The organism is Curtobacterium sp. ISL-83, from assembly GCF_018613895.1.
GTDB lineage: Bacteria > Actinomycetota > Actinomycetes > Actinomycetales > Microbacteriaceae > Curtobacterium.
Window position 1 is genome coordinate 231306 of sequence record NZ_JAGGPH010000002.1, and the last position, 26778, is coordinate 258083.

Annotated in this window: 25 protein-coding genes; 10 read left to right on the forward strand and 15 right to left on the reverse strand. The window is 71.0% G+C overall.

Features of this window, described 5'->3' with window-relative positions; all coding sequences use genetic code 11:
* Positions 1-8: 8 nt before the first annotated feature.
* Positions 9-821: a c-type cytochrome gene (locus tag J7E22_RS01360; protein WP_214978132.1), complete on the reverse strand. Its 813-nt coding sequence runs from the start codon at positions 819-821 to the stop codon at positions 9-11.
* 21 nt (positions 822-842) lie between these two features.
* Positions 843-1481 (reverse strand): heme-copper oxidase subunit III, encoded by a 639-nt coding sequence (locus tag J7E22_RS01365; protein WP_214978134.1) that lies wholly within the window; start codon positions 1479-1481, stop codon positions 843-845.
* 70 nt (positions 1482-1551) lie between these two features.
* Between J7E22_RS01365 and trpD the strand changes: the two genes are divergently transcribed.
* A complete protein-coding gene (gene trpD / locus J7E22_RS01370; protein WP_214978136.1) occupies positions 1552-2610 on the forward strand; it encodes an anthranilate phosphoribosyltransferase in 1059 nt (352 codons plus the stop codon).
* Between the two features lie 213 nt (positions 2611-2823).
* Here trpD and glpK read toward each other — a convergent pair whose 3' ends face one another.
* Positions 2824-4335, reverse strand: coding sequence for a glycerol kinase GlpK (gene glpK / locus J7E22_RS01375; RefSeq protein WP_214978138.1), 1512 nt, complete (start codon positions 4333-4335; stop codon positions 2824-2826).
* A gap of 65 nt (positions 4336-4400) precedes the next feature.
* Positions 4401-5123 (reverse strand): MIP/aquaporin family protein, encoded by a 723-nt coding sequence (locus tag J7E22_RS01380; protein ID WP_214978140.1) that lies wholly within the window; start codon positions 5121-5123, stop codon positions 4401-4403.
* Positions 5124-5433: 310 nt separating this feature from the next.
* On the opposite strand from J7E22_RS01380, the gene dhaK reads away from it, so the two are divergent.
* From dhaK to dhaM, 3 genes are all read left to right on the forward strand, one after another.
* Complete coding sequence (gene dhaK / locus J7E22_RS01385; RefSeq protein ID WP_214978142.1) at positions 5434-6435, forward strand: dihydroxyacetone kinase subunit DhaK; 1002 nt, start codon at positions 5434-5436, stop codon at positions 6433-6435.
* Between the two features lie 163 nt (positions 6436-6598).
* Positions 6599-7225, forward strand: coding sequence for a dihydroxyacetone kinase subunit DhaL (gene dhaL / locus J7E22_RS01390; protein WP_214978144.1), 627 nt, complete (start codon positions 6599-6601; stop codon positions 7223-7225).
* Positions 7222-7965, forward strand: a complete 744-nt coding sequence (gene dhaM, locus J7E22_RS01395) for a dihydroxyacetone kinase phosphoryl donor subunit DhaM (protein ID WP_214978146.1) — start codon at positions 7222-7224, stop codon at positions 7963-7965. Before dhaL ends, dhaM begins: the two co-directional genes overlap by 4 nt.
* A 155-nt stretch (positions 7966-8120) precedes the next feature.
* Here the strand turns inward: dhaM and J7E22_RS01400 are convergent, their stop codons facing one another.
* Positions 8121-8744 (reverse strand): TetR/AcrR family transcriptional regulator C-terminal domain-containing protein, encoded by a 624-nt coding sequence (locus J7E22_RS01400; protein WP_214978148.1) that lies wholly within the window; start codon positions 8742-8744, stop codon positions 8121-8123.
* A 54-nt stretch (positions 8745-8798) separates the two neighbouring features.
* Between J7E22_RS01400 and J7E22_RS01405 the strand changes: the two genes are divergently transcribed.
* Positions 8799-10031 (forward strand): beta-ketoacyl synthase, encoded by a 1233-nt coding sequence (locus J7E22_RS01405; RefSeq protein ID WP_214978150.1) that lies wholly within the window; start codon positions 8799-8801, stop codon positions 10029-10031.
* A 36-nt stretch (positions 10032-10067) separates the two neighbouring features.
* On the opposite strand, the gene J7E22_RS01410 is transcribed toward J7E22_RS01405, so the two are convergent.
* Positions 10068-10907, reverse strand: a complete 840-nt coding sequence (locus J7E22_RS01410; RefSeq protein WP_214978151.1) for a helix-turn-helix transcriptional regulator — start codon at positions 10905-10907, stop codon at positions 10068-10070.
* 102 nt (positions 10908-11009) lie between these two features.
* Between J7E22_RS01410 and J7E22_RS01415 the strand changes: the two genes are divergently transcribed.
* From J7E22_RS01415 to J7E22_RS01425, 3 genes are all read left to right on the forward strand, one after another.
* The gene (locus J7E22_RS01415) at positions 11010-11690 is read left to right on the forward strand and encodes an SDR family NAD(P)-dependent oxidoreductase (RefSeq protein ID WP_214978152.1); all 681 of its coding nucleotides are present in this window, start codon (positions 11010-11012) and stop codon (positions 11688-11690) included.
* 220 nt (positions 11691-11910) lie between these two features.
* A complete protein-coding gene (locus tag J7E22_RS01420) occupies positions 11911-12765 on the forward strand; it encodes a DUF2382 domain-containing protein (protein WP_214978153.1) in 855 nt (284 codons plus the stop codon).
* An 86-nt stretch (positions 12766-12851) separates the two neighbouring features.
* Positions 12852-13883, forward strand: a complete 1032-nt coding sequence (locus J7E22_RS01425) for an alcohol dehydrogenase catalytic domain-containing protein (RefSeq protein WP_214978154.1) — start codon at positions 12852-12854, stop codon at positions 13881-13883.
* A gap of 199 nt (positions 13884-14082) precedes the next feature.
* Here the strand turns inward: J7E22_RS01425 and J7E22_RS01430 are convergent, their stop codons facing one another.
* The 5 genes from J7E22_RS01430 to J7E22_RS01450 form a co-directional block, all read right to left on the reverse strand.
* On the reverse strand, positions 14083-14259 hold the full coding sequence (locus J7E22_RS01430; RefSeq protein ID WP_214978155.1) for a hypothetical protein: 177 nt from the start codon (positions 14257-14259) through the stop codon (positions 14083-14085).
* A gap of 107 nt (positions 14260-14366) precedes the next feature.
* Positions 14367-14681, reverse strand: coding sequence for a DUF4190 domain-containing protein (locus J7E22_RS01435; RefSeq protein WP_214978156.1), 315 nt, complete (start codon positions 14679-14681; stop codon positions 14367-14369).
* Positions 14682-14814: 133 nt separating this feature from the next.
* On the reverse strand, positions 14815-17178 hold the full coding sequence (locus J7E22_RS01440; RefSeq protein WP_214978158.1) for an excinuclease ABC subunit UvrA: 2364 nt from the start codon (positions 17176-17178) through the stop codon (positions 14815-14817).
* Between the two features lie 5 nt (positions 17179-17183).
* Positions 17184-17651, reverse strand: coding sequence for an NUDIX hydrolase (locus J7E22_RS01445; RefSeq protein WP_214978160.1), 468 nt, complete (start codon positions 17649-17651; stop codon positions 17184-17186).
* Positions 17652-17661: 10 nt separating this feature from the next.
* Positions 17662-18423 (reverse strand): SDR family oxidoreductase, encoded by a 762-nt coding sequence (locus J7E22_RS01450; RefSeq protein WP_214978162.1) that lies wholly within the window; start codon positions 18421-18423, stop codon positions 17662-17664.
* 191 nt (positions 18424-18614) lie between these two features.
* Here J7E22_RS01450 and J7E22_RS01455 point away from each other — a divergent pair, with 191 nt between their 5' ends.
* Together J7E22_RS01455 and J7E22_RS01460 are read left to right on the forward strand one after the other, a co-directional pair.
* Positions 18615-19088 (forward strand): NfeD family protein, encoded by a 474-nt coding sequence (locus tag J7E22_RS01455; protein WP_308159096.1) that lies wholly within the window; start codon positions 18615-18617, stop codon positions 19086-19088.
* Positions 19085-20329, forward strand: coding sequence for an SPFH domain-containing protein (locus tag J7E22_RS01460; protein WP_214978166.1), 1245 nt, complete (start codon positions 19085-19087; stop codon positions 20327-20329). The genes J7E22_RS01455 and J7E22_RS01460 overlap by 4 nt, the downstream gene beginning before the upstream one ends.
* Before the next feature lie 100 nt (positions 20330-20429).
* Here J7E22_RS01460 and J7E22_RS01465 read toward each other — a convergent pair whose 3' ends face one another.
* From J7E22_RS01465 to tatC, 4 genes are all read right to left on the reverse strand, one after another.
* The gene (locus tag J7E22_RS01465) at positions 20430-20780 is read right to left on the reverse strand and encodes an RNA polymerase-binding protein RbpA (RefSeq protein ID WP_214978168.1); all 351 of its coding nucleotides are present in this window, start codon (positions 20778-20780) and stop codon (positions 20430-20432) included.
* A gap of 193 nt (positions 20781-20973) precedes the next feature.
* On the reverse strand, positions 20974-22524 hold the full coding sequence (gene lnt / locus J7E22_RS01470) for an apolipoprotein N-acyltransferase (protein WP_214978170.1): 1551 nt from the start codon (positions 22522-22524) through the stop codon (positions 20974-20976).
* A gap of 155 nt (positions 22525-22679) precedes the next feature.
* Complete coding sequence (locus J7E22_RS01475; RefSeq protein ID WP_214978172.1) at positions 22680-25124, reverse strand: RNA helicase; 2445 nt, start codon at positions 25122-25124, stop codon at positions 22680-22682.
* Complete coding sequence (tatC, locus tag J7E22_RS01480; RefSeq protein ID WP_214978203.1) at positions 25121-25873, reverse strand: twin-arginine translocase subunit TatC; 753 nt, start codon at positions 25871-25873, stop codon at positions 25121-25123. Before tatC ends, J7E22_RS01475 begins: the two co-directional genes overlap by 4 nt.
* Between the last annotated feature and the right edge of the window lie 905 nt (positions 25874-26778).

Sequence of the window (26778 nt, forward strand, 5' to 3'; positions counted from 1 at the left end):
ACGGACGATCAGTTGGACTTCGCGGTCAGCCAGACGGTCATCGCCACGACCGCCCCGAGTCCGAAGATCCAGATGAACAGACCCTCGGCCACCGGACCGATGGACCCGAGCGCGAACCCGCCCGGCGACTTGTTGTCCTGCACGTACTTCAGGTACGTGATGATGTCGGCCTTCTGCTGCGGCGAGAGGTTCAGGTCGTTGAACACCGGCATGTTCTGCGGGCCCGTGACCATGGCCTCGTAGATGTGCTTGCCGCTCACGGAGTGCAGGTTCGGGGCGTACTTGCCCTCGGTCAGCGCACCACCGGCACCGGCGACGTTGTGGCACATCGCGCAGTTGATGCGGAACAGCTCCGCGCCCTGTGCGGCGTTGCCGGTCTTGCCGTCCGTGAGGTCCGAGGAGGGAACCGACGGGCCCGGGCCGAGCGAGGCCACGTAGGCCGCGAGGGCCTTGACCTGCTGGTCGGTGAACTGCGCGGGCTTCTCTTCGGCCTGGGGACCCTGGGCGGCCATCGGCATGCGGCCGGTGCCCACCTGGAAGTCGACGGAGGCGGCACCGACACCGATCAGGGACGGGCCTTCGCTCGTGCCCTGCGCTGAGAGGCCGTGGCACGTGGCGCAGTTGGACGCGAAGAGCTTCTGGCCCTCGTTCACGTCGGACTGGCTCGAGGCCGCGACGGCGGTGGAGGTGTTGTCGTCCGCGTTCGCCGTGGAGCTGAACAGCGCGTACGCACCGCCGGTGGTCATGAGACCGACGACGATGAGCGACACGGTCGCCAGCGGGGAGCGGCGGCCCTTCTTGGACTTGGTTCTCTTGAACATGCGGTGGGGGCTATCCAGTTCCTACTTGAGAAGGTAGATGACGGCGAAGAGGCCGATCCAGACGACGTCGACGAAGTGCCAGTAGTACGACACGACGATCGCGGTGGTCGCTTCCTTGTGACCGAAGTTCTTGGCGGCGAAACCGCGACCGAGCGTCAGCAGGAAGGCGATGAGGCCACCGGTGACGTGCAGGCCGTGGAAGCCGGTGGTCATGTAGAAGGCCGAGCCGTAGGCACTGGAGGAGAGCGTGATGCCCTCGTGCCACAGGTTCGCGTACTCGAAGATCTGGCCGCAGACGAACATCGCGCCCATGCAGTACGTGACGAAGAACCACTCCGTCATGCCCCAGTCCTTCGGGTTCCAGCTCGTGCGGTGCACCTGGAAGCGCTCTGCGGCGAAGACCGCGAACTGGCACGCGAAGCTGGACAGCACCAGGATGATCGTGTTCACGGACGCGAACGGCACGTTGAGGTGCGAGGTCTCCGTCGCCCAGAGCTCGGGGGACGTGCTGCGGAGCGTGAAGTAGATCGCGAACAGGCCGGCGAAGAACATGACCTCGCTGCCCAGCCACACGATCGTCCCCACGGCCACGGCGTTCGGCCTGTTGAGGACCTGACCGCTGGCTGATCTGGAGAGAGGGGTGCTAGTCACGTGTTCCATTATGGCGGAAGTCACCGACAGTGTTTTCGCAGGAGACTGGTGGGTCTCTCGAATTCACTACGATCGGTGCATGCCTGACGTCCTCTCCTGGCCCGCCGCCATCAGCGCGCTCATGGCGCGCGAAGACCTGACGATCAGACAGTCCACATGGGCCATGGAGGAGATCGTCGGCGGTCGGGCCACCGAGGCCCAGATCGCGGCGTTCGTCGTCGCACTGCGGGCCAAGGGCGAGACGGTCGACGAGGTCGTCGGGTTCCGGGACGCGATCCTCGACGCAGCCGTTCCGCTGGACGTCGACCCGATGGCGCTCGACATCGTCGGCACCGGTGGTGACGTCGTCGGCACGGTGAACATCTCGACCATGGCCGCGATCGTGATCGCCGCGGCCGGGGTGCCCGTCGTGAAGCACGGCAACCGCGCGAGCTCGTCGAAGTCCGGCTCGAGCGACGTCCTGGCGGCCCTCGGGCTCGACCTGACGATGGACGCCGCGCGTGTCGCCGACACCTTCCGGCGTGTCGGCCTGACCTTCGCCTTCGCGAGCGCGTTCCACCCCGGGTTCGCACACGCCGCCGCCGTCCGCCGCCAGATCGGCGTCCCGACGGTGTTCAACTTCCTCGGCCCGCTGGTGAACCCCGCTCGGTGCGAGGCGAACGCCGTCGGCGTCGCGCAGCTCGAGCTGGTCCCGATCATCACCGGGGTCTTCCAGACGCGCGGGGCGACCGCGCTCGTGTTCCGCGGAGACGACGGTCTCGACGAGCTGACGACCACCGGGCACTCCCACATCTGGGAGGTCACGGGCGGCCGTGTCACGGAGCACGACCTCGATCCTCGCGACCTCGGCATCGCCCGCGCCCGCATCGACGACCTGCTGGGCGGTGACCCCGCGCACAACGCCGCGGTCGTGCACCGCGTGCTCGCGGGCGACGTCGGACCGGTCCGGGACATCGTGCTGCTGAACGCCGCCGCGGGGCTGGTGTCCTTCCGGCTGGCGCAGGACCCGACCGAGGTCGACCGTCCGATCCTCCAGCGCTTCCGCGAGGAACTCGTCGTCGCGGCCGAGGCCGTGGACTCCGGCGCAGCAGCGCGCAAACTGGCCGAGTGGGTCGGCGCCGCACCCGCGGCTGCCTGACACCGAGACGCCCCCGCAACCGCGAGACACGTCGGTCACGCTGAGACGCCGCCGGATACCGCGGCGTCTCGCCGATTGCGCGGCGTCTGGCCGGGACGCGCGCGTCTGACCACCGCACCCGGCCCACGCGACTCACCACGCGGGCACGACGGAACGCCGGGAGGCCCGGTGCCGGTTCCAGGAACCGGCACCGGGCCTCCAGGGCGATGCGACCTACTGCACGTCCTCGTCGACCCAGTCGAAGGTCTTCGTGACGGCCTTCTTCCAGAGGCGGAGCGTGCGCTCGCGCTCCTCGGCGTCCATCGACGGCGTCCAGCGCTTGTCCTCCTGCCAGTTGGCACGGAGCTCGTCGAGGTTGGCCCAGAAGCCGACCGCGAGACCGGCCGCGTAGGCGGCGCCGAGCGCGGTGGTCTCCGCGACGACCGGTCGGACGACCGGCACGTCGAGGATGTCCGCCTGGAACTGCATGAGCGCGTCGTTGGCGGTCATGCCGCCGTCGACCTTGAGCTCGGTGAGGTCCACGCCGGAGTCGGCGTTGACCGCGTCGAGGACCTCGCGGGTCTGCAGCGCGGTCGCCTCGAGGGCGGCGCGGGCGATGTGGCCCTTGTTGACGAACCGGGTGAGCCCGACGATCGCGCCGCGGGCATCCGGACGCCAGTACGGGGCGAACAGGCCCGAGAAGGCCGGGACGAAGTAGACGCCACCGTTGTCCTCGACGGTCTTGGCGAGCGCCTCGACCTCCGGGGCGCTGCCGATGAGGCCGAGGTTGTCGCGCAGCCACTGGATCAGGGATCCGGTGACGGCGATCGAACCCTCGAGGGCGTAGTGCGTCTCCTGGTCGCCGAGCTTGTAGCCGACGGTGGTGAGCAGCCCGTTCTCCGACCGGACGATCTCGGTGCCCGTGTTGAAGATCAGGAAGTTGCCGGTGCCGTAGGTGTTCTTCGACTCGCCCTGGTCGAACGCGGCCTGACCGAACGTCGCGGCCTGCTGGTCGCCCAGGATGCCGGCGATCGGGACCTCGCGGAGCAGGTTCGACGACTCGACGTGCCCGTAGACCTCGGACGAGCTGACGATCTCGGGGAGCATCGACTTCGGCACGCCGAAGTCGGCGAGGATGTCGTCGCGCCACTGCAGCGTCTCGAGGTCCATGAAGAGCGTGCGGGAGGCGTTGGTGACGTCGGTCTTGTGGACGCCGCCCTCGACGCCACCGGTCAGGTTCCAGAGGACCCAGGTGTCGGTGGTGCCGAACAGCAGGTCGCCGGCCTCGGCCTTCTCGCGGGCACCCTCGACGTTCTCGAGGATCCAGGCGATCTTGGTGCCGGAGAAGTACGTCGCGAGGGGGAGCCCCACGATCGCCTTGTAGCGCTCGACGTCGCCGTCGGCGAGCTTGTCGACGATCGACTGGGTGCGGGTGTCCTGCCAGACGATGGCGTTGTAGACCGCCTTGCCGGTCGTCTTGTCCCAGACCACCGCGGTCTCGCGCTGGTTGGTGATGCCGACGGCGGCGACGTCGTGGCGCGTGATGTCGGCACGGGACAGCGCCTGGCCGATGACCTCACGCGTGTTGTCCCAGATCTCGGCCGGGTCGTGCTCGACCCACCCCGCGCGCGGGAAGATCTGCTCGTGTTCCTTCTGTCCGACCGAGATGATCGAACCGGAGTGGTCGAACACGATTGCTCGGGTCGAGGTCGTGCCCTGGTCGATGGCGACGATGTAGTCGGCCATTGGTGCTCCTTACGGGTGTTCGGTGCTGCGGACGGCGACTGTGCCGCCAGCGACGGGATGGAGGGTCAGGCGAGGGGGAGGAGTGCGTGGGAGAGCACGGCGGCGAGGGCGCCACCGACGAGCGGGCCGACGACGGGAACCCAGGCGTAGGACCAGTCGCTGGTGCCCTTGCCGCGGATCGGCAGGACGGCGTGCGCGAGGCGCGGGCCGAGGTCACGGGCCGGGTTGATGGCGTAGCCGGTCGGGCCACCGAGGCTGACACCGATCGCGATGACGAGGAAGGCGACCGGGATCGCGCCGAGCTCGGACGGGGTCTTGCCGTTGGTGAACGCGATGACGACGAACACCAGCACGAAGGTGCCGATGATCTCGGTCACGAGGTTCCAGCCGTACGAACGGATCGCCGGGCCGGTCGAGAAGACGCCGAGCTTCGCGGCGGCGTCCGGTTCCTCGTCGAAGTGCTGCTTGTAGGCGAGCCAGACGATGACCGCGCCGATGAAGGCCCCGATGAGCTGCGCGAGCCAGAAGAGGAACATCGTGCCGACGGAGATGTTGCCGAGGATGGCCTGCGCGAGGCTGACCGCCGGGTTGAGCTGGCCGCCGGACTTGTAGGACACGGTGACGCCGGCGAAGACCGCGAAGCCCCAGCCGATCGTGACCATGAGGAAGCCCGCGCCGAAGCCCTTGGACTTCGCCAGCGAGACGGCGGCGACGACGCCGCCACCGAGGATGATGAGCATCGCCGTACCGACGAGCTCTGACAGGAATTTGACGCCGATGCCGTCCATCGGGGACCTCCAGTGCGTGAGGGTTGGGGGTCCGGAGGCGGTGCGCCGGCACTCCCCATCGAGTGATTGACGCCGAGCATACTGACGGGTTTCGCGCCCGGGCGATGACTTCGTGAGGGAACTGCGGCAAAGTGCACGAACGTGCAGGAGCAGTGCGCGGCAGGCGGTCACAGGGGCCCCGGGGGTCCGGGGGGTGATGCACGAACGTGCACGTCGAAGGAACGGGCGACCGTTGTAGATTGATCGCACTCCGGTCGAAGGCGGCGGTGTGCAGCCTCTCGGACCGACCGTCCACCCGTGGAGGCGCAGCATGAAGAAGCTCATCAACGACCCGCAGGCCGTGGTCGACGAGACGGTCCGCGGGTTCGCACTCGCCCACGCCGGCCACGTCGTCCTGGTCGAGGACCCCATCCACATCCACCGTGCCGACGCTCCCGTGGCCGGCAAGGTCGGCATCGTCAGTGGGGGCGGCAGCGGCCACGAACCCCTGCACGCCGGGTTCGTCGGGTACGGCATGCTCGACGCCGCCGTCCCCGGTCCGGTGTTCACCAGCCCCACGCCGGACCCGATCGTCGCGGCCACCCAGGCCGTCGACGGCGGGGCGGGTGTGCTCCACATCGTGAAGAACTACACGGGGGACGTGCTCAACTTCGAGACGGCCGCCGAGCTCGCCGGGATGGAGGACATCCGCGTCGAGAGCGTCGTCGTCGACGACGACGTCGCCGTGCAGGACTCGCTGTACACCGCCGGACGCCGGGGCGTCGCCGGCACCGTGGTCGTCGAGAAGTGCGCCGGCGCCGCCGCAGAGCGCGGGGACGACCTGGACGCGGTCGTGGCGATCGCCCGCCGGGTCAACGAGGTCACGCGGTCCATGGGCCTCGCGCTGTCCTCGGGCACGGTGCCGCACGCCGGGGAGCCCTCCTTCACCCTGGCCGACGACGAGGTCGAGCTCGGCATCGGCATCCACGGCGAGCCGGGTCGCGAGCGCATCCCGATGGCGCCGGCCGACGCGCTGGTCGACCGCGTGCTCGAACCGATCCTGACGGACCTGGCCGCACCGGCCGGATCGAAGCTCCTCCTGCTCGTGAACGGCATGGGCGGCACGCCGCTGTCCGAGCTGTACATCGCGTACCGCCGCGCCGCCGAGGTGCTCGCCGATCGCGGGTACGAGGTCGCGCGTAGCCTGGTCGGCGACTACGTCACGTCCCTGGAGATGCAGGGGTTCTCGCTCACCGTCACCGTGTTGGACGACGAACTCACGGCCCTCTGGGACGCACCGGTCGAGACCCCCGCACTGCGCTGGGGCCGCTGACCGGACGGCCGATGGCGGGTCCCGCTCGCCGCGGGGCCCGGTGACCGGACGCCCGGTCGACGCCCCCGCTCCCAGTGAGGGGGTGCCGACCGGCATCTGCACGACCACCGGAAACCCGCAGCACCGAGCCCGCACCGGGCCGGTCCCACGAGAGGAACACGAATTGGCGCTCGACACCGCATGGGCCATCGACTGGGTGCGCCGCACCGCCGCGACGATCGACGAGCACCGTGCCGAGCTGGTCACGCTCGACCGCGAGATCGGTGACGGCGACCACGGCGAGAACCTCGACCGCGGGTTCCGTGCGGTGCTCGAAGCCGTCGACGGCGGGTCCTTCGACACGCCCGGGGCTGTCTTCAAGACCGTGGCGACGAAGCTCATCTCGACGGTCGGCGGTGCGGCGGGGCCGCTGTTCGGGACCGCGTACCTCAAGGCTGCGCAGGCCGCGGGGGACGCCACGGAGCTCGACGCCGACGCGCTCGTCGCCGTGCTGACGGCAGCGCGCGACGGCGTGGTGTCCCGGGGGAAGGCAGCCGTCGGCGACAAGACGATGATCGACGCGTGGACGCCGGCCGTGGACGCCGCCGCAGCAGCTGCCGCGGACGGCGCGACCCCGGAGGCGGCACTCGCGGCTGCCGCCGACGCGGCCGCCGAGGGTGCGGTCTCCACCGAGCCCCTCGTGGCGCACAAGGGCCGCGCGAGCTACCTCGGCGAGCGGGCCGTCGGGCACCGTGACCCGGGCGCCCAGTCGACCGCGTACATCCTGCGCGCCGCGGTGGACGCGGCGTGAGCGTCGGCATCCTGGTCGTCTCGCACAGCGCGGCGATCGCCTCCGGCACGGTCGAACTCGCACGGCAGATGGCGTCCGACGTCCCGATGGTCGCTGCGGGCGGCACCGAGGACGGCGGGATCGGCACGTCGTTCGACGCGATCACGGCCGGCATCGAGGAGCTCTCCGGCGCGGACGCGATCGTCGTGCTGTGCGACCTCGGGTCCGCCTACCTGACCACCGACACGGCACTGGACTTCCTGGACGAGGACGTACGGGCCCGCGTGCACGTGTCGGACGCCCCGCTGGTCGAGGGCACCGTGGCCGCCGCGGTCGCCGCCCAGACCGGCGGTGAAGTGGCCGCCGTCCTGGCCGCCGCCGCGTCCGCGGCGCGTTCCGAGGCGGACGCGGGTGGGGCCTCCAGTCCGTCCGGCGAGCAGCCTGGAGGCGGGTCACCGGCCGACGGATCGGCGCGCGGCGACGACGGCTCGGCCGGAGCTGACGATGGTTCGGTGTCCACCACCCTGCAGCTGGTCAACGAGTCGGGCCTGCACGCGCGACCCGCGGCGGAGTTCGTGAAGACCGCCGCGAAGTACGACGCCGTGGTGCGCGTGAACGGCGTGGACGCGAAGAGCCTGCTCGCCATCATGGCGCTCGCGCTGCCGAAGGGGGCGGCCGTCACGATCGAGGCGACCGGGGCGGACGCCACCGACGCCGTCGCCGCGCTCGAGGCGCTGGTGCGCGCGGGCTTCGGGGAGTAGCGGCACCGGGTCCCCTCGACCGCGCCCGGTCCGGGTCGACGGGACGGGGCCGTGTCGACCGGGCCGTGTCGACCGGACCGTGTCGACCGGACCGGACCGTGTCGACCGGACCGGGCCGACCGGACCGGGCCGACCGGACCGGGCCGTGTCGGTGCTCAGTCGGCCGTGATGGTCACGGTCGTGGCGAGGTCCACGTCGGACGGGCCACCCGCGACCCCGGCGTCGCTGAGCAGCACGGCGCCGAAGACCGCGCTCCAGAACGTGCGAGCATCCCGTCCGGTGCCGTTCGCGCTCGACCAGGAGCGCTCGGCGAGGACCCGGTCGAGGTACCGCTCGGACTGCCGGAACAGCACCGCGAGGAGCTCCCGCACCCGTGCCCGCTGGGCATCGTCCGCACTCGTTCCCAGGGCGTGCACGACGAGCGTCGTCGACGGCATCGCCAGCGCGGTGCGGGCCAGGGCGCGTCGGAACCCGTCCGCCGTCCGTGCTCGGCGCCCGGCGGCCTGCAGGCGCGCGGTGTCGCGGAGGAACAGGGCGAACGACGCGTCGAGCACCAGGCGGTCCTTCGAGCCGAAGTGGTGCGTGATCTGGTTCGGGTAGACACCCGCGGCACGGGCGATGGCGCTCACGGTGACCGTGGCGCCGCGTGGCACCGCGCCGGGTCGTGCGCTGCCGGTGTCCGTGGCGCTGCCCGCCAACAGCCCGGCCGTCGCCGCGAGGATCCGAGCACGGGTCGCGGCCCCTCTGGTGTTCGACGAGCCGTCACCGGTGGTTGCCATGTCGGAATTGTACGTGGTACAACTCAACTTGTTCAACGTACAAGAAGGAGCCCCATGGAGATCGCGATCACCGGCTACGGCGCCGTCACCCCGTTCGGCCACGGCGTCGACGCCCTGTGGGACGGCCTGCGCGCGGGCCGCTCCGGCGTCCGGGCCCTGCCGCACGAGGGTCCGCTCTGGGACCAGGTGCCGATCCGCATCGGGGCACCGGCTGTCCTCGATGCCGACGACGCCCTCGGGCGGGTCCGTGCGCGTCGGCTCGACCGGAGTCAGCAGCTCGCGCTCGTCGCCGCGGAGGAGGCCTGGGCGGATGCCGGCGCGCCCGACGTCGAGGGGGACCGGCTCGCGGTCGTGATGGGCACCGGGATCGGGGGAGTGGAGACGCTGCTCGACGCCCACGACGTGCTCGGCGCATCCGGGGCACGTCGGGTGTCGCCCCGCACCGTCCCGATGCTCATGGCGAACGCGGCGGCCGCGCAGGTCAGCATCGCCTTCGGGGCACGGGGTGGCGCCTACACGACCGTCTCGGCCTGCGCCTCCGGCGCCGAGGCGATCGCCATCGCCGCGCGACTCATCGTGACGGGGGAGGCGGACGTCGTGATCGCCGGTGGCACGGAGGCCGCGGTGACGCCCGTCACGCTGGCCTCGTTCGCGCAGTCCCAGGCCCTCGCGAAGCCCGACCGCGACGGCGACGGCGACGACCCGGCGTCCCTCAGCCGCCCGTTCGACGTCGACCGGCGCGGGTTCGTGCTCGGCGAGGGTGCCGGGATCGTCGTGCTCGAGCGTGCCGACCACGCCGCTGCCCGCGGACGGCGCGGCCACGGGGTGCTCGCCGGGTGGGGGATCACCTCGGACGCCCACCACGTCACGGCACCGCTCACCGACGGCAGCGAACAGGAGCGGGCGATGCGTGCCGCGATCCGGATGGCCGGTCTCACCGGCACGGACATCGACCACGTCGACGCGCACGCGACCGGGACCGTGATCGGCGACGTCGGCGAGGCCGCGGCGATCGTCCGGGCCGTCGGCACGCACGCGCTCGTCACGGCACCGAAGGGCTCGCTCGGCCACCTGTTCGGAGCGGCGGGTGCCGTCGAGTCGATCCTGACGCTCCGCGCGCTCGAGACGGGATCCGTGCCACCGACCCGCAACCTGGAGCACCTGGACCCCGCGGTGGAGCTCGACGTCGTGTCCGGGCAGGCGCGGACCGCTCCACTCCGGGCGGCGCTCAACAACTCGTTCGGGTTCGGGGGTCAGAACGCCGCACTGGTGTTCACCGCCGTCTGACGGCTGGACCGGGCGGGCGCCGTCCCGCCGCCACGGTCAGGCGTGCTGCGGCGTGAGGTCCTGCAGGCCCGTGACGCGGAGCAGGTCGAGCTTCGCGGCGTCCTCGCTCCCCGGGACGGTCGTGTAGACGACGATCCGGAGGTCGCCGCCGGGCACGCTGAGCACGTCGCAGTCGATCTCGATCGGCCCCACCGGCGTGCGCACCACCTTCCGGCTGGTCCGGTGCTCCGCGATCCGGCCGGTCTCCCACCGCCGCTCGAACTCGGGAGAGCCCCGGCGGAGCCGCGACACGAGCTCGGCCAGTCCACGGTCTGCCGGGTAGCGCCCGAGCGCTGCGCGCAGGTCCGCGACCAGGTCGCTGGAGAAGTCCTCCTGGTGCTGGTCGTCCCAGTCCACCCCGTCGTGCCCGTGCATGAAGTGGCGCCAGACGAGGTTCCGGTCGATCCCGGTGTACCGCGCCGGGTCACCGTTCACGGCGGCCCAGAGGTCGTTCCACAACACGATGTCATGGGTCGCGGTGAAGACCGCCAACGGGACGTCGCCGAGCCGGTCGACGATCCGCTGCACCCCTGGCGTCACGTGCCGCGGGACCATCCGGGGCGACGGTGGGGCCACGCACGCCACGCGGCACAGGTGGTCGCGCTCCGCTTCACTCAGCCGCAACGCCGTGGCCAGCGCCGACAGCAGCTGTGGCGACGGGTTCGTGGCGCGCCCCTGTTCGAGTCGGACGACGTAGTCGACGCTCACGCCGGCCAGCGCCGCGAGCTCCTCGCGACGGAGTCCGGGGGTGCGTCGACCGGGGCCGGCCGGCAGTCCGACCTCCTCGGGTCGGACCCGGTCGCGCCAGGACCGCAGGACGTCCGCGAACTCGCTCATGTGCCCATCTTCTCCCGGACTCCGGAAACGGTCCTGGTACTCGTGGTCCCCCTGTCGCTCCGTGCCTGGGGGAGCCCGGCCTCAAGGTGCAGGCTCGGGGACATGACCACCACACTCATCACCGGAGCCAACCGCAGCCTGGGCCTCGAGACCACCCGCCGACTGATCGACGCCGGCCACACCGTGTACGCCGGGATGCGCGACCCCGCCAGCGGCGACGAGGCCCGCGCGCTCGGCGCCCACGTCGTCCAGCTCGACGTCACCGACCAGGCGAGCGTCGACGCCGCGATCACGTCCCTGCCCGAGCTCGACGTGCTCGTGAACAACGCCGGGATCCTCGGCACCTCGTTCGGGGTCGACGACCTCGACGCGAGCGCCATGACAGCGGTGCTGGACACGAACGTGACCGGCATCGTCCGGGTGACGCAGGCCGCTCTGCCGCTCCTCCGCGCCTCGGACCACCCCGTGATCGTGAACGTCGCGTCCGGCGTCGGGTTCGCCCGGTGGCTCTCGACGCCCGGGCACGACGAGTACCCCGTCCCGGCGATCCCGTACGCCGCGTCGAAGGCCGCGGTGATCGCGCTGACCGTGCAGTACGCCAAGAACCTGCCCGGGTTCCGGGTGAACGCGAGCGACCCCGGGTACACCGCGACCGAGTTCAACGGGTTCGGCGGCCACCAGACGATCACCGAGGGCACGGACGCCACCGTGGCGCTCGCGACCATCGGTGCGGACGGCCCGACCGGCGAGTTCCACTCGCGCACGGGGCGCATCGACTACTGAGTCGACGGCCGCCGGACCGGTTCCCGACAGCCCGCTCCCGGGGTCGTTCGGGGCCGGTCCCGGCCCGTACTGGTGCCACTGTCCCGGCCACGATCCTCCGCAGACCGCACTGCATCGATCCACGCCCAGCGGCAGCCGAGTTGCGTCCCCGGCGGACGAGGCAACGGACGACCACCCGTCGTTCCCGAGCCGCCGAACACCGCAACCCGAAGGAGACACCATGATCAACTCCACCTCCGTGAACAGCCTCTTCGACGCCCGCGTGGTCGACAACGCCGGCGACAAGGTCGGCACCGTCAAGCAGGTCTACCTCGACGACGACTCGGGCCAGCCGCTCTTCGTCAGCGTCGCCACCGGACTGTTCGGGACCTCCGAGTCCTTCGTCCCGCTCGAGGGTGCGGACCTCACGGGCGACCTGCTCCGCGTGCACTACGGCAAGGACCAGGTCAAGGACGCGCCGCGCATCGACGCCGACGGCTCGCTGTCCGAGGACGAGCAGGACACCTTGTTCCAGCACTACGGCCTCGCCGGTTCCTCGGCTGGTCACACGGACTTCGCCGGTACCGCCGGTGACCGTCTCGGGGCGGACGACACCGAGGGCGGCGGCACGGTCGCCGGCGGCTTCGACGGCGTCGGCACCACCACGGGCGCCGGTCACGACACCTCCGGCCCGAACACCGACGACGCGATGACCCGCTCCGAGGAGCGCCTCAACGTCGGCACGCAGAACGTGCAGACGGGCCGTGCTCGCCTCCGCAAGCACATCGTCACCGAGGAGCAGCAGGTCACGGTCCCCGTGCAGCACGAGGAAGTGCGCCTCGAGCGCGAGCCCATCACCGACGCCAACGCCGGTGCAGCCCTCGACGGCCCCGACCTCTCCGAGGAGGAGCACGCCGTCACCCTCAACGAGGAGCGCGTCGTCGTCGACAAGGAGACCGTCCCGGTCGAGCGCGTGCGCCTCGGCAAGGAGACCGTCACCGAGCAGGAGCACGTCTCCGAGCAGGTCGCCCACGAAGAGGTGACGCTCGACCAGGACGGCGACGTCCGCGGGACCGGCGACACCACCGGTCGCTGACCCGACCACAGGACCGACGGGAGGCACGTGGCGGCATCGCCACGTGCCTCCCGTCCGTCGTCGGTCGGCTCTGTCAGGATGGCGGCGTGCGCGCCGTCCAGTACAGCTCCTTCGGATCCGTCCCCACCATCGTGGAGGTCGACGACCCGACCGCCCCCGACGACGGGGTGGTCGTCCGGGTGGCCGCCACCGGCGTGTGCCGGAGCGACTGGCACGCCTGGAAGGGCCACGACGACTCGGTCCGCCTGCCGCACGTCCCCGGCCACGAGTTCGCCGGGATCGTGTCCTCGGTCGGGTCCGGCGTGACCCGGTTCGCCGTCGGGGACCGTGTCACCGCGCCCTTCGTGTTCGCCTGCGGGATGTGCGAGGAGTGCCTCGCCGGGGCCACGCAGGTCTGCACGCGGCAGGAGCAGCCCGGGTTCACGCTGCCCGGGTCGTGGGCGGAGTCGCTCGTCGTGCCGCACGCCGACGTGAACCTCGTCGCCTTGCCGGACACCGTCGGGTACGCGGAGGCCGCGGGACTGGGGTGTCGGTTCGGCACCGCACACCACGCGCTGCACGCGCGCGGCCGGATCGCTCCGGGGGAGTGGGTCGCCATCGTGGGCTGCGGGGGAGTCGGACTCTCCGCGGTGATCGTCGCCGTCGCCGCCGGCGCCCGCGTGGTCGCGACTGACATATCACCGGTGGCGCTCGCGCGGGCGGAAGCCCTCGGAGCGGTGACGGTGCCGTTCGACGACGACGCGCCAGAATCGATCCGGCGCATCACCGGAGGCGGTGCCCACCTGTCGGTCGACGCGTACGGCAGCCGGGCGACCTCGGTGGCGGCCGTCGCGACGCTGCGGCCGCGGGGGAGGCACGTGCAGGTCGGGCTGTTGCTCGACGACGAGGCCACGCCGGCGATCCCGATGGGACGGGTCATCGCCGAGGAACTCGAACTGCTCGGCAGTCACGGCATGGCGGTCGGTGAGTACGCGGCGATGCTCGAAGACGTCGTCGCCGGGCGGTTGCGGCCGGCGGAGTCCATCGGTCGGACGATCGCGTTCGAGGAACTCCCCGAGGCGCTCGTGGCGATGGACGGACCGGCAGCGGGGGCCGGGATGACGGTGGCGGTGTTCTGAGACTGTCGCGGGCGTGCGAGCGGGTTGGATCCACCTGAGTTGACATAATATGCATTATCGGCGCACACTTGCGCAGCTTCAGGACTGACTGGGAGCACGCGATGCGTTCGGAACGAACGATGGCAGACCCGGTTCGGGATCCACGCGGATCACGAACCAGATCTGCCCGCACACCGACCGAAGTCGGATGTGGAGTCCGTCAGGACGGGTCGCCGGCCTCCGGCTGCTCGGAGCCGGTCGGGACGTCCTCGGCGTCGACTTCCAGCGACGCGTGCTCGTCGCCGTCCTCGTGGAGGGTTGCCGGGTCGGTGTCCGGCTGCTCGGGCGCTTCGGACTGCGTGGTCTCTTCGGCCGGATCCGGCTGGCTGTAGCTCATGGTCGGGACGCTACGCGGACGCACCTGGGCGATGCGGAGCTGCCGGGGTGCCCCGGGAAGGACGGAAGGCACCGTGCTGCTGGCACGGTGCCTCCCGTCGTCGTCGATTACTGGCCGTTGAGCCGCTGCGCTGCCAACACGGCGCCGAGGATCATGAAGATGATCGCGACGACGATGGCGATCACGCTGAGCACGATGCCCGCGAGGACCATGCCGCGGCTGCCGATGGCGCGACGTCGGGCGAGGATGCCGAGGACCAGGCCGACGACCCCGGCGATGAGACCGATGATCGAGAACAGGATCGCGAAGACGACGCCGACGATGCCGAGGACGAGCGACCCGACGGCCATGCCGTTGCCACCGCTGGTTGCCGGCGTGTTGCCCGGGGTGTTCTGCGCGGGCGGGTATCCGTTCGAGGACAAGGGGAACTCCTTCGGTCGCGAGGCCGGGCGCACGGGTTGCGGCTGACCGTCACCGCTGAACCTATTGGATCCCTGCGAGAAACGTTCACATTTGCCGAAGTGTGCGCGTGCCGTCGGACTCGGGAGCTCGGGTTCACCGCCCGACGTAGGCGGTGAGGTGCTCCCCCGTCAGCGTCGATCGCGCCGCGACGAGGTCCGCCGGCGTCCCCTCGAACACCACGCGCCCGCCATCCCGGCCGGCTCCCGGGCCGAGGTCGATGATCCAGTCGGCGTGGGCCATCACCGCCTGGTGGTGCTCGATGACCACCACGGTCCGGCCCGCGTCGACCATGCGGTCGAGCAGCCCGAGCAGTTGCGCCACGTCTGCCAGGTGCAGGCCCGCGGTCGGCTCGTCGAGGACCAGCACGCTGCTCGTCTCCCCGAGGTGCGTGGCCAGCTTCAGGCGCTGCCGCTCGCCGCCGGACAGTGTCGTGAGCGGCTGCCCGATCGTCAGGTACCCGAGCCCGACGTCCGCCAGGCGGGCGAGGACCGCGTGCGCGGCCGGGATCCGCGACTCCCCCTCGGCGAAGAACGCTCCGGCCTCGGCGACGGACATGGCGAGCACCTCGCTGATGTCCTTCCCGGACAGGTGGTAGCCGAGGACCGACTGGTCGAACCGCTTGCCGCCGCAGTCCGCGCACGTGGTCGCGACCCCCGCCATCATCCCGAGGTCGGTGTAGACCACGCCCGCTCCGTTGCACCCGGGGCAGGCGCCCTCGGAGTTCGCGCTGAAGAGGGCCGGCTTCACGCCGTTCGCCTTCGCGAAGGCCTTCCGGATCGGTTCGAGGAGTCCGGTGTACGTCGCCGGGTTGCTCCGACGGGAGCCGCGGATGCCGCTCTGGTCGACGGCGACCACGTCGTCACGGGACGCGAGCGAGCCGTGGACGAGGGTGCTCTTCCCGGAGCCGGCCACGCCGGTGACGACCGTGAGCACGCCGGTCGGGATGTCGACGTCCACGTTCCGCAGGTTGTGCGCGGAGGCCCCACGGACCTCCAGGACGCCACGCCGCTCGCGGACGGTCGCCTTCACGGCGACCCGGTCGTCGAGGTGGCGACCGGTCACGGTCCCGCTCCCCCGCAGCTCCGCGATCGGTCCCTCGAAGCAGACGGTCCCGCCGTTCGTCCCCGCACCGGGGCCGAGGTCGACGACGTGGTCGGCGATCGCGATCACCTCGGGCTTGTGCTCGACGACGAGCACGGTGTTGCCCTTGTCGCGGAGGCGCAGCAGCAGCGTGTTCATCCGCTCGATGTCGTGCGGGTGCAGTCCCGTGCTCGGCTCGTCGAAGACGTAGGTGACGTCGCTCAACGACGACCCGAGGTGCTTCACCATCTTCACGCGCTGGCCCTCTCCCCCGGAGAGCGTGCCGGTCGGACGGTCGAGCGACAGGTAACCGAGCCCGATCTCGACGAACGAGTCCACGGCGTCGCGCAGACCGTCGAGCAGCGGGCCCACCGTCGGCTCGTCGATCGCGTGCAGCCACGCCGCCACGTCGGTGATCTGCATCGCGCAGACGTCCGCGATGCTCTTCCCGGCGATCTGGGAGGACCGTGCGACGTCGTTCAGTCGGGTGCCCTGGCACGCGGGACACGTCGTGAACGTCACGGCACGGTCGACGAAAGCACGGATGTGGGGCTGCATGGCTTGGCGGTCCTTCTGCAGGAACGTGCGCCGGACCCGCAGGACCAACCCCTCGTAGGTCATGTTGATGCCGGCGATCTTCCGCTTCGTGGGCTCGCGGTACAGGAAGTCCTGCCGCTCCTGGGGCGTGAAGTCCCGGATCGGCTTGTCCCTGTCCACGTAGCCGGACTCGGCGAACATCCGGACGTTCCAGCCCTCGGTCCCGTAGCCGGGGATCGTGATCGCACCGTCGCCCAGGGAGCGCGACTCGTCGAACAGCTGGGTGAGGTCGATGTCGGTGACGCTCCCCCGGCCCTCACACTCGGCGCACATGCCGCCGAGCCGCGTGAACGTGACCTGCTCGGCCTTCGCGTCCTTGCCCTTCTGCACGGTGATCGACCCGCCGGCGTTCACCGTCGCGAGGTTGAACGAGAACGCGTTCGGGCCACCGACGTGGGGAGTCCCGAGACGGCTGAACAGCACGCGGAGCATCGCGTTCGCGTCCGTCGCCGTGCCGACGGTGGACCGCGGGTCCGCCCCGATGCGCTCCTGGTCGACCACGATCGCGGTGGTCAGCCCGTCGAGGACGTCGACGTCCGGCCGCGCGAGCGACGGCATGAAGCCCTGGACGAACGCGCTGTACGTCTCGTTGATCATGCGCTGCGACTCGGCAGCGATCGTGCCGAACACCAGCGAACTCTTGCCCGATCCGGAGACCCCCGTGAAGACCGTCAGGCGCCGCTTCGGCAGGTCGACGTCGACGTCGCGGAGGTTGTGCTCCCGCGCACCACGCACCCGGATGCGGTCGTGGCTGTCGGCGGCGTGCGCGGCACTATGCATGCCGATCAGGGTAGCGGCGGTGCCGATCGGGCGCGACGGACCAGGTCCGGCAGCTCGAGGGGCTCGAACAGCTCGTCGGTCGTGTCGAGTTCCTCGGCGGTGAACCACCGCGACTGCAGGATGTCGACGCGCTCGTCGTCGGTCCACTCGGCGTCCGACAGGACGAACTCGTCGGTCCGGACGACGTAGAACTCCGCGTGTCCCCGGTCGTGGTCGGCCAGGTCCCACTCGACGGTGAAGTCCGAGGACCACACCGGCTCACCCGGGTCGTCGATGACGATGCCGGTCTCCTCGCGGAGCTCACGGACCGCGGCGTCGCGGTGGGACTCCCCCGGGTCGACACCGCCGCCGGGTGTGATCCACCGGTGTGCCCCGTCGGACGACGGCGACCGCGTGTCCATCAGGAACACGCGGTCGTCCGGGTCGAGCAGGATGATCCGGGAGGTGCGGCGCAGGCCGGGCTTCGCAGTCATCCAGCAGACGTTAGCCGGTGAAGCCGCTGACGTCACCGACGAGCTTGGTGTGGTCGGCCGGGATCGGCTCCACGGCCGCGAGGGCGATCTCGGCCGCGAACTCGGACACGCTGTAGAGCTTGCCGACCTCCTGGCGGCGGCCCTCGATCGCGCCGGGGTTCAGACGGTTCAGGAGCGTCGCGGTGATCGTGCCCTCGATCATGTCCCCGGAGACGACGACGAACTCGATGCCGGCGGCCTCGAGCTGCGGCAGGAGCTCACGGAGCGCGAGCTCGCCCGCCCGCTTGCTCTTCGCGACCGGCAGGTACTCGTCCATCGTCTCGGCGGTCTCGACGAAGTGCGCCTGGTGGCTCGTCACGAACACGACGCGTGAGCCGGCCGGCATGTGCGGGACGGCGGTCTGCAGCATGTCGACCTGCGCGTCGCGGTTCAGGCGGAGCGCGTAGTCCTCGCCGAAGCCGGACTCCATGCCGCCGGACGCGTTCAGGACGAGCAGGTCGATGCCACCCCACTCGGCGACGACGGTCTCGACCATGGCCTGCACCGAGTCGTGGTCCGTGAGGTCGGCGGCCGCCGCGAGGGCTGATCCCCCGGCGGCGACGATCTTCTCGACGATCTGCTCGGCACGACGGGCCTTGTTGCGGTAGTTGACGACGACCTTGGCGCCGGCCTCGGCCAGGTAGCCGACGGTGTCGGCGCCGATGCCGCGGGACGACCCCGTCACCAGTGCGCGCGTGTCGGTGAGGGATCCGGGGGCGAGGGGGTTGCTCACAGTCGTGTTCTCCAGGTCGGTGTCCGGCCGCTCGGCCGGACCGAGCCTAGCAAGCGGAGCGCCGACGGCCGGGCCGCGGTGTACCACGTACGGACAGCCGACTGTCGGGTCCGGCTGATATGTTGAACGGAGTTCGACCGGCCGTCGCGATGCAGCGACGGACCGCGCGCGACACGAGGGAGGGAGTTCGCGTGAACGGGATCGACTGGATCCAGGGCGTCGTCTGGATCGGACTCGTACTGGTCCTCGGTGTGGTCGAGATCTTCACCCTCGACTTCGTCTTCATCATGCTGGCCGCGGGTGCGGCAGGCGGGTTGATCGCAGCACTCCTCGGCGCCCCGTGGTGGCTCTCCGCCATCATCGCCGCGGTGCTCGCCCTGCTGCTGCTCGCACTGGTCCGGCCCCGGCTGGTCCAGGCGCTCAGCCGCAACGCCGACCCACACCGCACCGGGGTCGACGGGCTGATCGGGCTCACCGGCACCGTCGCCGTGGCGTTCACCGCGACGAACCCCGGCCAGGTCCGCCTGGCGAACGGTGAGACGTGGAGCGCACGCATCGCGGTCGGGTCCTCCGACCGCACACCGCCACTCGGGACCCCAGTGGTCGTCGAGTCGATCGAGGGGTCGACGGCCGTCGTCCGCCTCACAGAAGGGGCCACGTCGTGACCATCTCAGCCGGGACGATCGCACTGCTCGTCCTCATCGTCGTCGTCGTGATCTTCGTGATCGTCGTCCTGTCCCGCGCGATCCGCATCGTGCCGCAGGCGACCGCGGGGGTCGTCGAACGGCTCGGCAAGTACCACAAGACCCTCCAGCCGGGGTTGAACCTCCTGGTGCCGTTCATCGACCGGCTCCGACCGCTCATCGACATGCGCGAGCAGGTCGTCTCGTTCCCGCCCCAGCCCGTGATCACCGAGGACAACCTCGTCGTGTCGATCGACACCGTCGTGTACTTCCAGGTGACCGACGCCCGTGCCGCGACCTACGAGATCGCGAACTACCTCGGTGCCGTCGAGCAGCTCACGACCACCACGCTCCGCAACGTGGTCGGTGGCCTCAACCTCGAAGAAGCCCTGACGAGCCGCGACAACATCAACGGTCAGCTCCGCGTCGTCCTCGACGAGGCCACGGGCAAGTGGGGCATCCGCGTCGGCCGTGTCGAGCTCAAGGCGATCGAGCCGCCCGTGTCGATCCAGGACGCGATGGAGCAGCAGCTCCGCGCCGAGCGCAGCCGTCGTGCCGCCATCCTGCAGGCCGAGGGCACCAAGCAGTCGCAGATCCTCGAGGCCGAGGGACAGCGGCAGGCCGCCATCCTCGCCGCCGAGGGTGCCGCGAAGGCCCAGGTCCTCCGGGCCGAGGGTGAAGCGTCCGCCATCGCGACCGTGTTCGAGGCCATCCACACGGGCGACCCGGACGAGAAGCTCCTGTCCTACCAGTACCTGCAGATGCTCCCGAAGATCGCCGAGGGCAGCGCGAACAAGGTCTGGATGATCCCGAGCGAGTTCACCGAGGCACTCTCGGGCATCGCGAAGGGGTTCTCCGCTCCCCGGATCGACGGCGGTCCCGCTGCCGGTGGTGCGGGTGGCGCCGACTTCCTGAGCCGCATCTCGAAGCTCGCGAGCGAGAGCCTGGCGAACACCACCTCGGCCGACGCTGCGACCGCTGCGGCTCCGTCCGCAGACGCCACCGCGGCCGACATCGTGCCCGAGTCCGAGCTCGACCAGCGGCTGGCTGAGTCGAACCGCAGTGTGGACGCGCACCTCGCGGCCGCCGACGACGCGACCGAGCAGCAGCTCGGCGGCGCGGCGCCGCAGGGGACCGGGTCTGCACCGCAGGCGGACGTCGCTACACCGACGACCGATTCCGCGTCGGGGCACCGGACGAGCGACGGTTCCGGCCGCCGGTAACGGGCACCTGCTCGACGAACGACGACGCCCGCCCCGAGGGAAACCGGGGCGGGCGTCGTCGAGTCGTGGGGCGGTCAGGCGGTGGGGTCAGGCGCCGCGGTCAAGCGCCGCGTCGGGCACGGAGGAACTGCAGGCGCTCCTGCAGGAGCTCCTCGAGCTCTTCGCGGGACCGCCGCTCGAGCAGCATGTCCCAGTGGGTCCTCGGTGCCTTGACGTCTTCAGCCGCGACCTCGACGGGGATGCCGTCGTCGCCGAGCAACCGGCCCTCGTGCCCGGAGCGGGGATCCGACCAGGTGGCGGGGACGTCCGCATCCGCCGAGAAGACGATGTCGAAGGTCTCGCCCGAGTCCGCCTGGTAGACCGCGCGCTTTCGGTCTGAGAGCTCGACGCCCTCTTCGCTCTGGAGACTCTGGCTCCCGAGCCGCATGCCGCGGAGACTCCGATCAGCCATGTGTGTGCTCCTCTCGCTCGTCTCCCCCATCAACACTGTCCCACGCACGATCCATCCCGGTGCGGCGGTTTCACAGTCGGTTCCCAGAGCGCCCGGACAATCGCGGGCGTTCGAGCATCCGGATCGGCGCTTGCGGTGCGGCCGTGCGGGCCTTCGGATCGGCACGGGCGGTGCAGTCGGGCGGCCCTCGGGGTCAGCGGGCGCGGCGGGTCCGGCCGGGTGCGCAGGCGAGCAGCACGAGGAGGCCGCCGAGCGACAGCACGAGCGTGATCCACCCCGACGCGACCGTCGCCGGGGTTGTCGTGGTCCCGAGCGGCACGTCGGTGACCATCGAGGTCGCGGTGTACTCCGGCACGCGGTCGATCGTCCGCCCGGCGGGGTCGATTACCTGCGAGGCGCCCACGGTCGAGATGTTCACCAGCGACCGTCCGGTCTCGATGGCACGCATGCGCGCGATCTCGAGCTGCTGCAGGTTCTCGTCGGTGCCCGAGAAGTCGGCGTTGTTCGTCTGCGCGAGGATCACCTGCGCTCCCCCGCGCACCATGTTCTGCGTCAGGCCGTCGTCGACGATGTCGAAGCAGATCGCGATCCCCGCACGGATCCCGGCGACCGGCAGGACGTTCGGTTTCGTGCCCGGCGTGTAGTCCCGCTGGAGCAACCCGATGAGCGACGGTGCGAGCTGCGAGAAGAACCAGCGGTCGGGCACGTACTCCCCGAACGGCACCGGGCGTTTCTTGTCGTAGGACGACTGCCAGCCGTCCCGCGTCCACACGAACGACGTGTTGTGCAGCGTCCCCGAGGCGGTCTGCGTGATCGCGCCCGCGACGATCGGGGCGCCGACCGAGTCCACGACGGAGTCGAGTGCCGCGGCCACGACGGGGAACTGCCGTGGGTCCGCCTCGGCCGCGGCTTCCGGCCAGACGACGAGGTCGACGCCCTTCGCTCTGGCATCGGTCGCGGCGACCTGGGCGCTGAGGACCTCCCCGGCGGTTGCCCGGTCGAAGTAGCCCGCGGGCCCGTTGCCCTGCACGGCCTCCACCCGGACGGTCCCGCGGATCGCCGTCGGCCACGCCGGGACCGCGAGCACGGCGGCCACCAGCAGACCGGCGGTCGCGACGTGCATCGGCACCCGCACCGTCGCGCCGGGCGTCCGTGGCACCACCAGGGCGAGGGACACCACGACGGCGACGCAGTACACGACGATGCAGGACAGGCCGAGCACGCCGACGTACGCGGCCAGGTGCGCGAACGGGCTCTGCGACTGCGAGAGTCCCACGCGCCCCCACGCGAAGCCGCCGTACGGCCAGCTCCCCGAGAACCACTCGCGTCCGGTCCACAGTGCCGCGACCACGGCCGGGAGGAACCACACGCGTCCGGCGGTCGAGGGCACGACGCGCGCGACCCACCGGTACGCGAGCGCGAGCGCGACGCTCCCCAGGGCGAAGAACACGGCTTCGAACAGCGCGAGCGCGAGCCACGGGACCGGCCCGAGGTACCGGCCCGCCCAGGCGATCGCGGGCAACCAGAACGCCGCTCCCGCCACGTACCCGAGCCACGCGGCGCGACGGACCCGCTGACCCATCGCGGCCAGGAGCAGGCATGCCACGGCCGGGTACGCCAGGAACCACCAGCCGGGCGTCGGGAACGACAGCGCGAGCAGCACGCCACCGATGACGGCGAGCGGGAACGCCTGCGCGAGCGGTCGGGCAGCGAACGGGAGGACCGCGTCGGCGATGCCATCCACGGGTCCGGCTCCGGTCGGCGTCCCGCGCCCGGCGGGCGTCTTGCCCCCGGAGGGCGCCTGGCGACCGGTGGAGGTCCGGCGTCCGACGGGCGCCGTCGCGGAACCGGACGCGCGCGGACGCACCTCGGACTCGGGAACCTGCACCGTGCCTCCCGTCAGACCGCCGCGTAGGCGACGATGCCGCGGCGCACCGCGTCCGTCGCGCGCCGCGCGGTCTGGGCGAGGTCCTCGTCGCCCGCGTTCCGGATCTGGTCGAGGAGGTCGATGACCTGTTTCGACCACCGGACGAAGTCGCCCGCCGGCAGGTCGAGCGTCCGCAGGACGTCGTCGAGGGGCGAGCCCGCGGCCCAGCGGAACATACCGACAGCCATCGCGGGGGTGGGCGGCAGCGAGCCGGCCAGGCGGGCGTCCCGCTCGATGTCGTCGAGCCGCGACCAGATGGTCAGGGTCTCGTCGAGTGCTGGACGGAACGCACCACGCGGCAGGGCGTGCTCCGTTCCCGGAGCGTCCTCACGACGGGGCTGGTAGACGATCGTCGCCGCCATCGCCGCGAGCTGTGCCGGGGTGAGGTCCTTCCAGACGCCCGCCTCGAGGCACTCGGCGACGAGGAGGTCCCGCTCCCCGTAGATGCGCTGGAGCCGACGACCACCCGCGGCGACCGTCGCCTCGCCGTCGCCGGCGTCGACCAGGTAGCCGAGCTGCAGCAGGACGTCGGTCACGCGGTCGAACGTCGTCGCCACCGCACCGGTGCGGGACCGGATCTGCTGCACGAGCTTGTCGTGGCCGCGCTTGAGCTTGTACCAGCGCTCCGACCAGCGCGCGTGGGCCTCACGGTCCGGGCAGGCGTGGCACGGGTGCCGCTGGAGCTGCCGACGGACCGCGGTGATCGCAGCCTGGCGCTCCTGACGGGCACCGTGCGAGGCCTCCCGGCCGCCCGGGACGTTCGTCCGCTCGAGGTCCGAGAGCTCACGACGGAGTGCCGCGTACTCGGTGAAGTCACCGAGGTGGCACTGCATGGCCTCCCGGTAGCCGTCGAGGGACTCCTGCTGGGAGCGGACCTTGCGGGCGAGGTCCACGACGGCACGGTCGGCCTGGAACTGCGCGAACGACGTCTCGAGGACCTCGCGCGTGCGCTGGCGCCCGAACTGCTCGATGAGGTTCACGGCCATGTTGTAGGTCGGCTTGAACGACGAGTTGAGCGGGTACGTGCGGCGGCTCGCGAGGGACGCGACGGCCTGTGGTTCGAGGCCGTCCGTCCACTGGATGACCGAGTGTCCCTCGACGTCGATGCCGCGACGGCCGGCGCGGCCCGTGATCTGCGTGTACTCCCCCGGGGTGATCGGCACGCGTGCTTCGCCGTTGAACTTCTCGAGCTTCTCGAGCACGACGGTGCGCGCGGGCATGTTCACGCCGAGCGCCAGGGTCTCGGTGGCGAAGACGACCTTCAGGAGCTTGCGCTGGAACAGGTCCTCGACGACCTCCTTGAACGCCGGCAGCAGACCCGCGTGGTGGGCGGCGACACCCCGCTCGAGGCCCTCGAGCCACTCCCAGTAGCCGAGCACGGCGAGGTCCTCGTCGAGCAGCGTCCGGCAGTGGTACTCCGCGGTCTCACGGATCTCGTTGCGCTCCTGGGCCGTCGTCAGCGAGATCCCGGACCGGACGACCTGACGGACACCCTGGTCGCACCCGTTGCGGCTGAACACGAAGAAGATCGCGGGCAGGAGCATGCGCTCGTCGAGCATGCGCGCGATGTGCTCGCGGTGCAGCTTCTCGGTGCGCGGACCACGGCGCTCCGGGAACCCGCCGCGCCCGCGACGCCCGCGGTGGCCGCCGCCGTGCGCCTCACTGCGGGACCCGCCGCCGACCATCCGCAGCAGCTCCGGGTTGACGCGGTTCGTCGCCGCCGCACCGGAGGAGTCGAACAGGTCGATCAGCTTCGCACCGACCAGGACGTGCTGTTCGAGCGGTACGGGACGGTCCTCGGACACGATGACGTCGGTGTCACCGCGGACGGTCTGCAGCCAGTCGCCGAACTCCTCGGCGTTCGACACGGTCGCGCTGAGGGACACCAGCCGGACCTCGGTCGGGAGGTGCAGGATGACCTCTTCCCACACCGCACCGCGGAACCGGTCGGCCAGGTAGTGGACCTCGTCGAGGACGACCCATGCGAGGTCGTCCAGCAGGTCCGAGTCCGCGTAGATCATGTTCCGGAGGACCTCGGTCGTCATCACGACGACCCGGGCCCGCGGGTTCACGTTCGTGTCACCGGTGAGGAGCCCGACCTCGGACTCGCCGTAGACGTCGACCAGCTCGGAGTACTTCTGGTTGCTCAGCGCCTTCATCGGCGTCGTGTAGAACACCTTCGCGCTCGGCTGCCGCATCGCCAGCCAGATCGCGAACTCCGCGACGATCGTCTTGCCGGCACCGGTCGGTGCCGCGACCAGGACGCTCCGCCCCTGGTCGAGCGCGTCGCACGCCGCGAACTGGAACGGGTCGAGGTCGAAGCGCAGGTCGGCGCGGAACAGCTCCAGGTTGCGGGAGCGGTTCCGGATCCGGGCCGCCGCGAAGCGCTCGGAGGGGCTGAGGTCGGTTTCCGTCACAGTCCGTACTCTTCGTCCAGCTTGGCCTGACGCTTCGCCACCCGGCGGTCGTGGATCCACGCGACGGAGCACGCCGCGATGTAGAGCACGATCATGGGCACCGCGAGCAGGAACATGGAGATGACGTCCGCCGAGGGCGTCACGATGGCGCAGAACACCAGGATGCAGAGGATCGCGACCCGCCACGACCGGATGATCGACGAGGCCGACAGCACCCCGACGAAGTTGAGCAGCACGATGAACACCGGGAGCACGAAGGCGATGCCGACGGCCACGATGAGCTTGATCACGAAGTCGTAGTACGCCTTCGCATCGACGATCGAGGTGTCCTGACTGGACACGAAGCTGCCGAGGATGCCGACCACGTGCGGCAGGATGTACCACCCGAAGTAGCAGCCGGCGAAGAACAGCGGGATCGCGGTCCCGAGGAACCCGAACACGTACTGCTTCTCGCGCCGCACGAGCGCCGGGACGATGAACGCCCAGATCTGGTAGAGCCACACCGGGCTCGAGATGACGACGCCGATCGTGATGGCGATCTGCAGCTTCAGGTCGAACGCGCCGGTGATCATCGGGAAGTTCAGCTCGGCCGTGTGCCCACCGACCTTCGCGAGCTGTGCCACGGGGGCACGCAGGGAGTCCAGGACGAACGGCGTCAGGAACCAGCCGCCGACGGCGCACAGCGCGATGGCGACGACCGCCCGGAAGAGGCGGTTCCGCAGCTCGATGAGGTGCTGCCCGAGCGACATGCGGCCTTCGGCGTCCTTCGTCGGGCCACCGGACCGCTTCGCTCGCCCGCGCGCGGTCGTCGAAGCCATGCGGGTGATCTTACGGGGTCGCGACCGACAGCCTGCTGCGTCCGGGCACGTCCGCGCAGGGCGGCGGTGTGGGTGGGGGTGCGGGCTGGGTTGTGGCGCGGGTTGTGGCGCGGGTTGTTGTGCGGGTTGTGGTGCGAGGGCGGTGTACGTGTGTGGCCGTCGCGCGACGGAGGGGTGCTGTGGGGAACGGAAACGCGCGTACCGGGCGGGAGAATTCGGGCCGGTACGCGCGATAAGGCTCGTCACGCGCGGACCAACCGCGCGTGGCGGTGGTGCGGAACCACGGGACGGCGGAACGGTCGGGGCGGAGGTGTCACGGGCCTCCCGGAGCCCGGGTACTCGCGCCGGTGCCGGTGGCGGCCTCACTGGTTCCGGTGGCTCGGCGTGCGGAAACGCGCGTACCCGGTCATGCGGACCGAGCCAGGACGACCCGTGTGCCGACGGTTGGGCGGGCCTTCCGGTCAGCACGCGCGTTCCTTCCCAGAACGGCCGCGATGGCAAGCGGAAACGCGCGTACTCGGGGGAACGGGCGCGCCGGGCACGCGCGGAAGCGCCTGGTACGCGCGGAGGCGTCTGGTACGCGCGGAAGCACCCGGCACGCGCGGGAACGCCCGGTACGCGCGGGAACGCCCTGTACGCGCGGAAACGCCCGGCACGCGCGGAAACGCCGGGTACGCGTGGGAACACCGGGTACGGGCGTGACCGCCGCGCATGCGCGAGAGGGCCAGCGCGTGGAACGGCGCGACGCACGGACGGCCGGGAGGCAGGGTGCCGGTCCCCCGGCAGCGGTCGCGCGTTCCTTCCCAGAACAGCTGCGATGGCAAGCGGAAACGCGC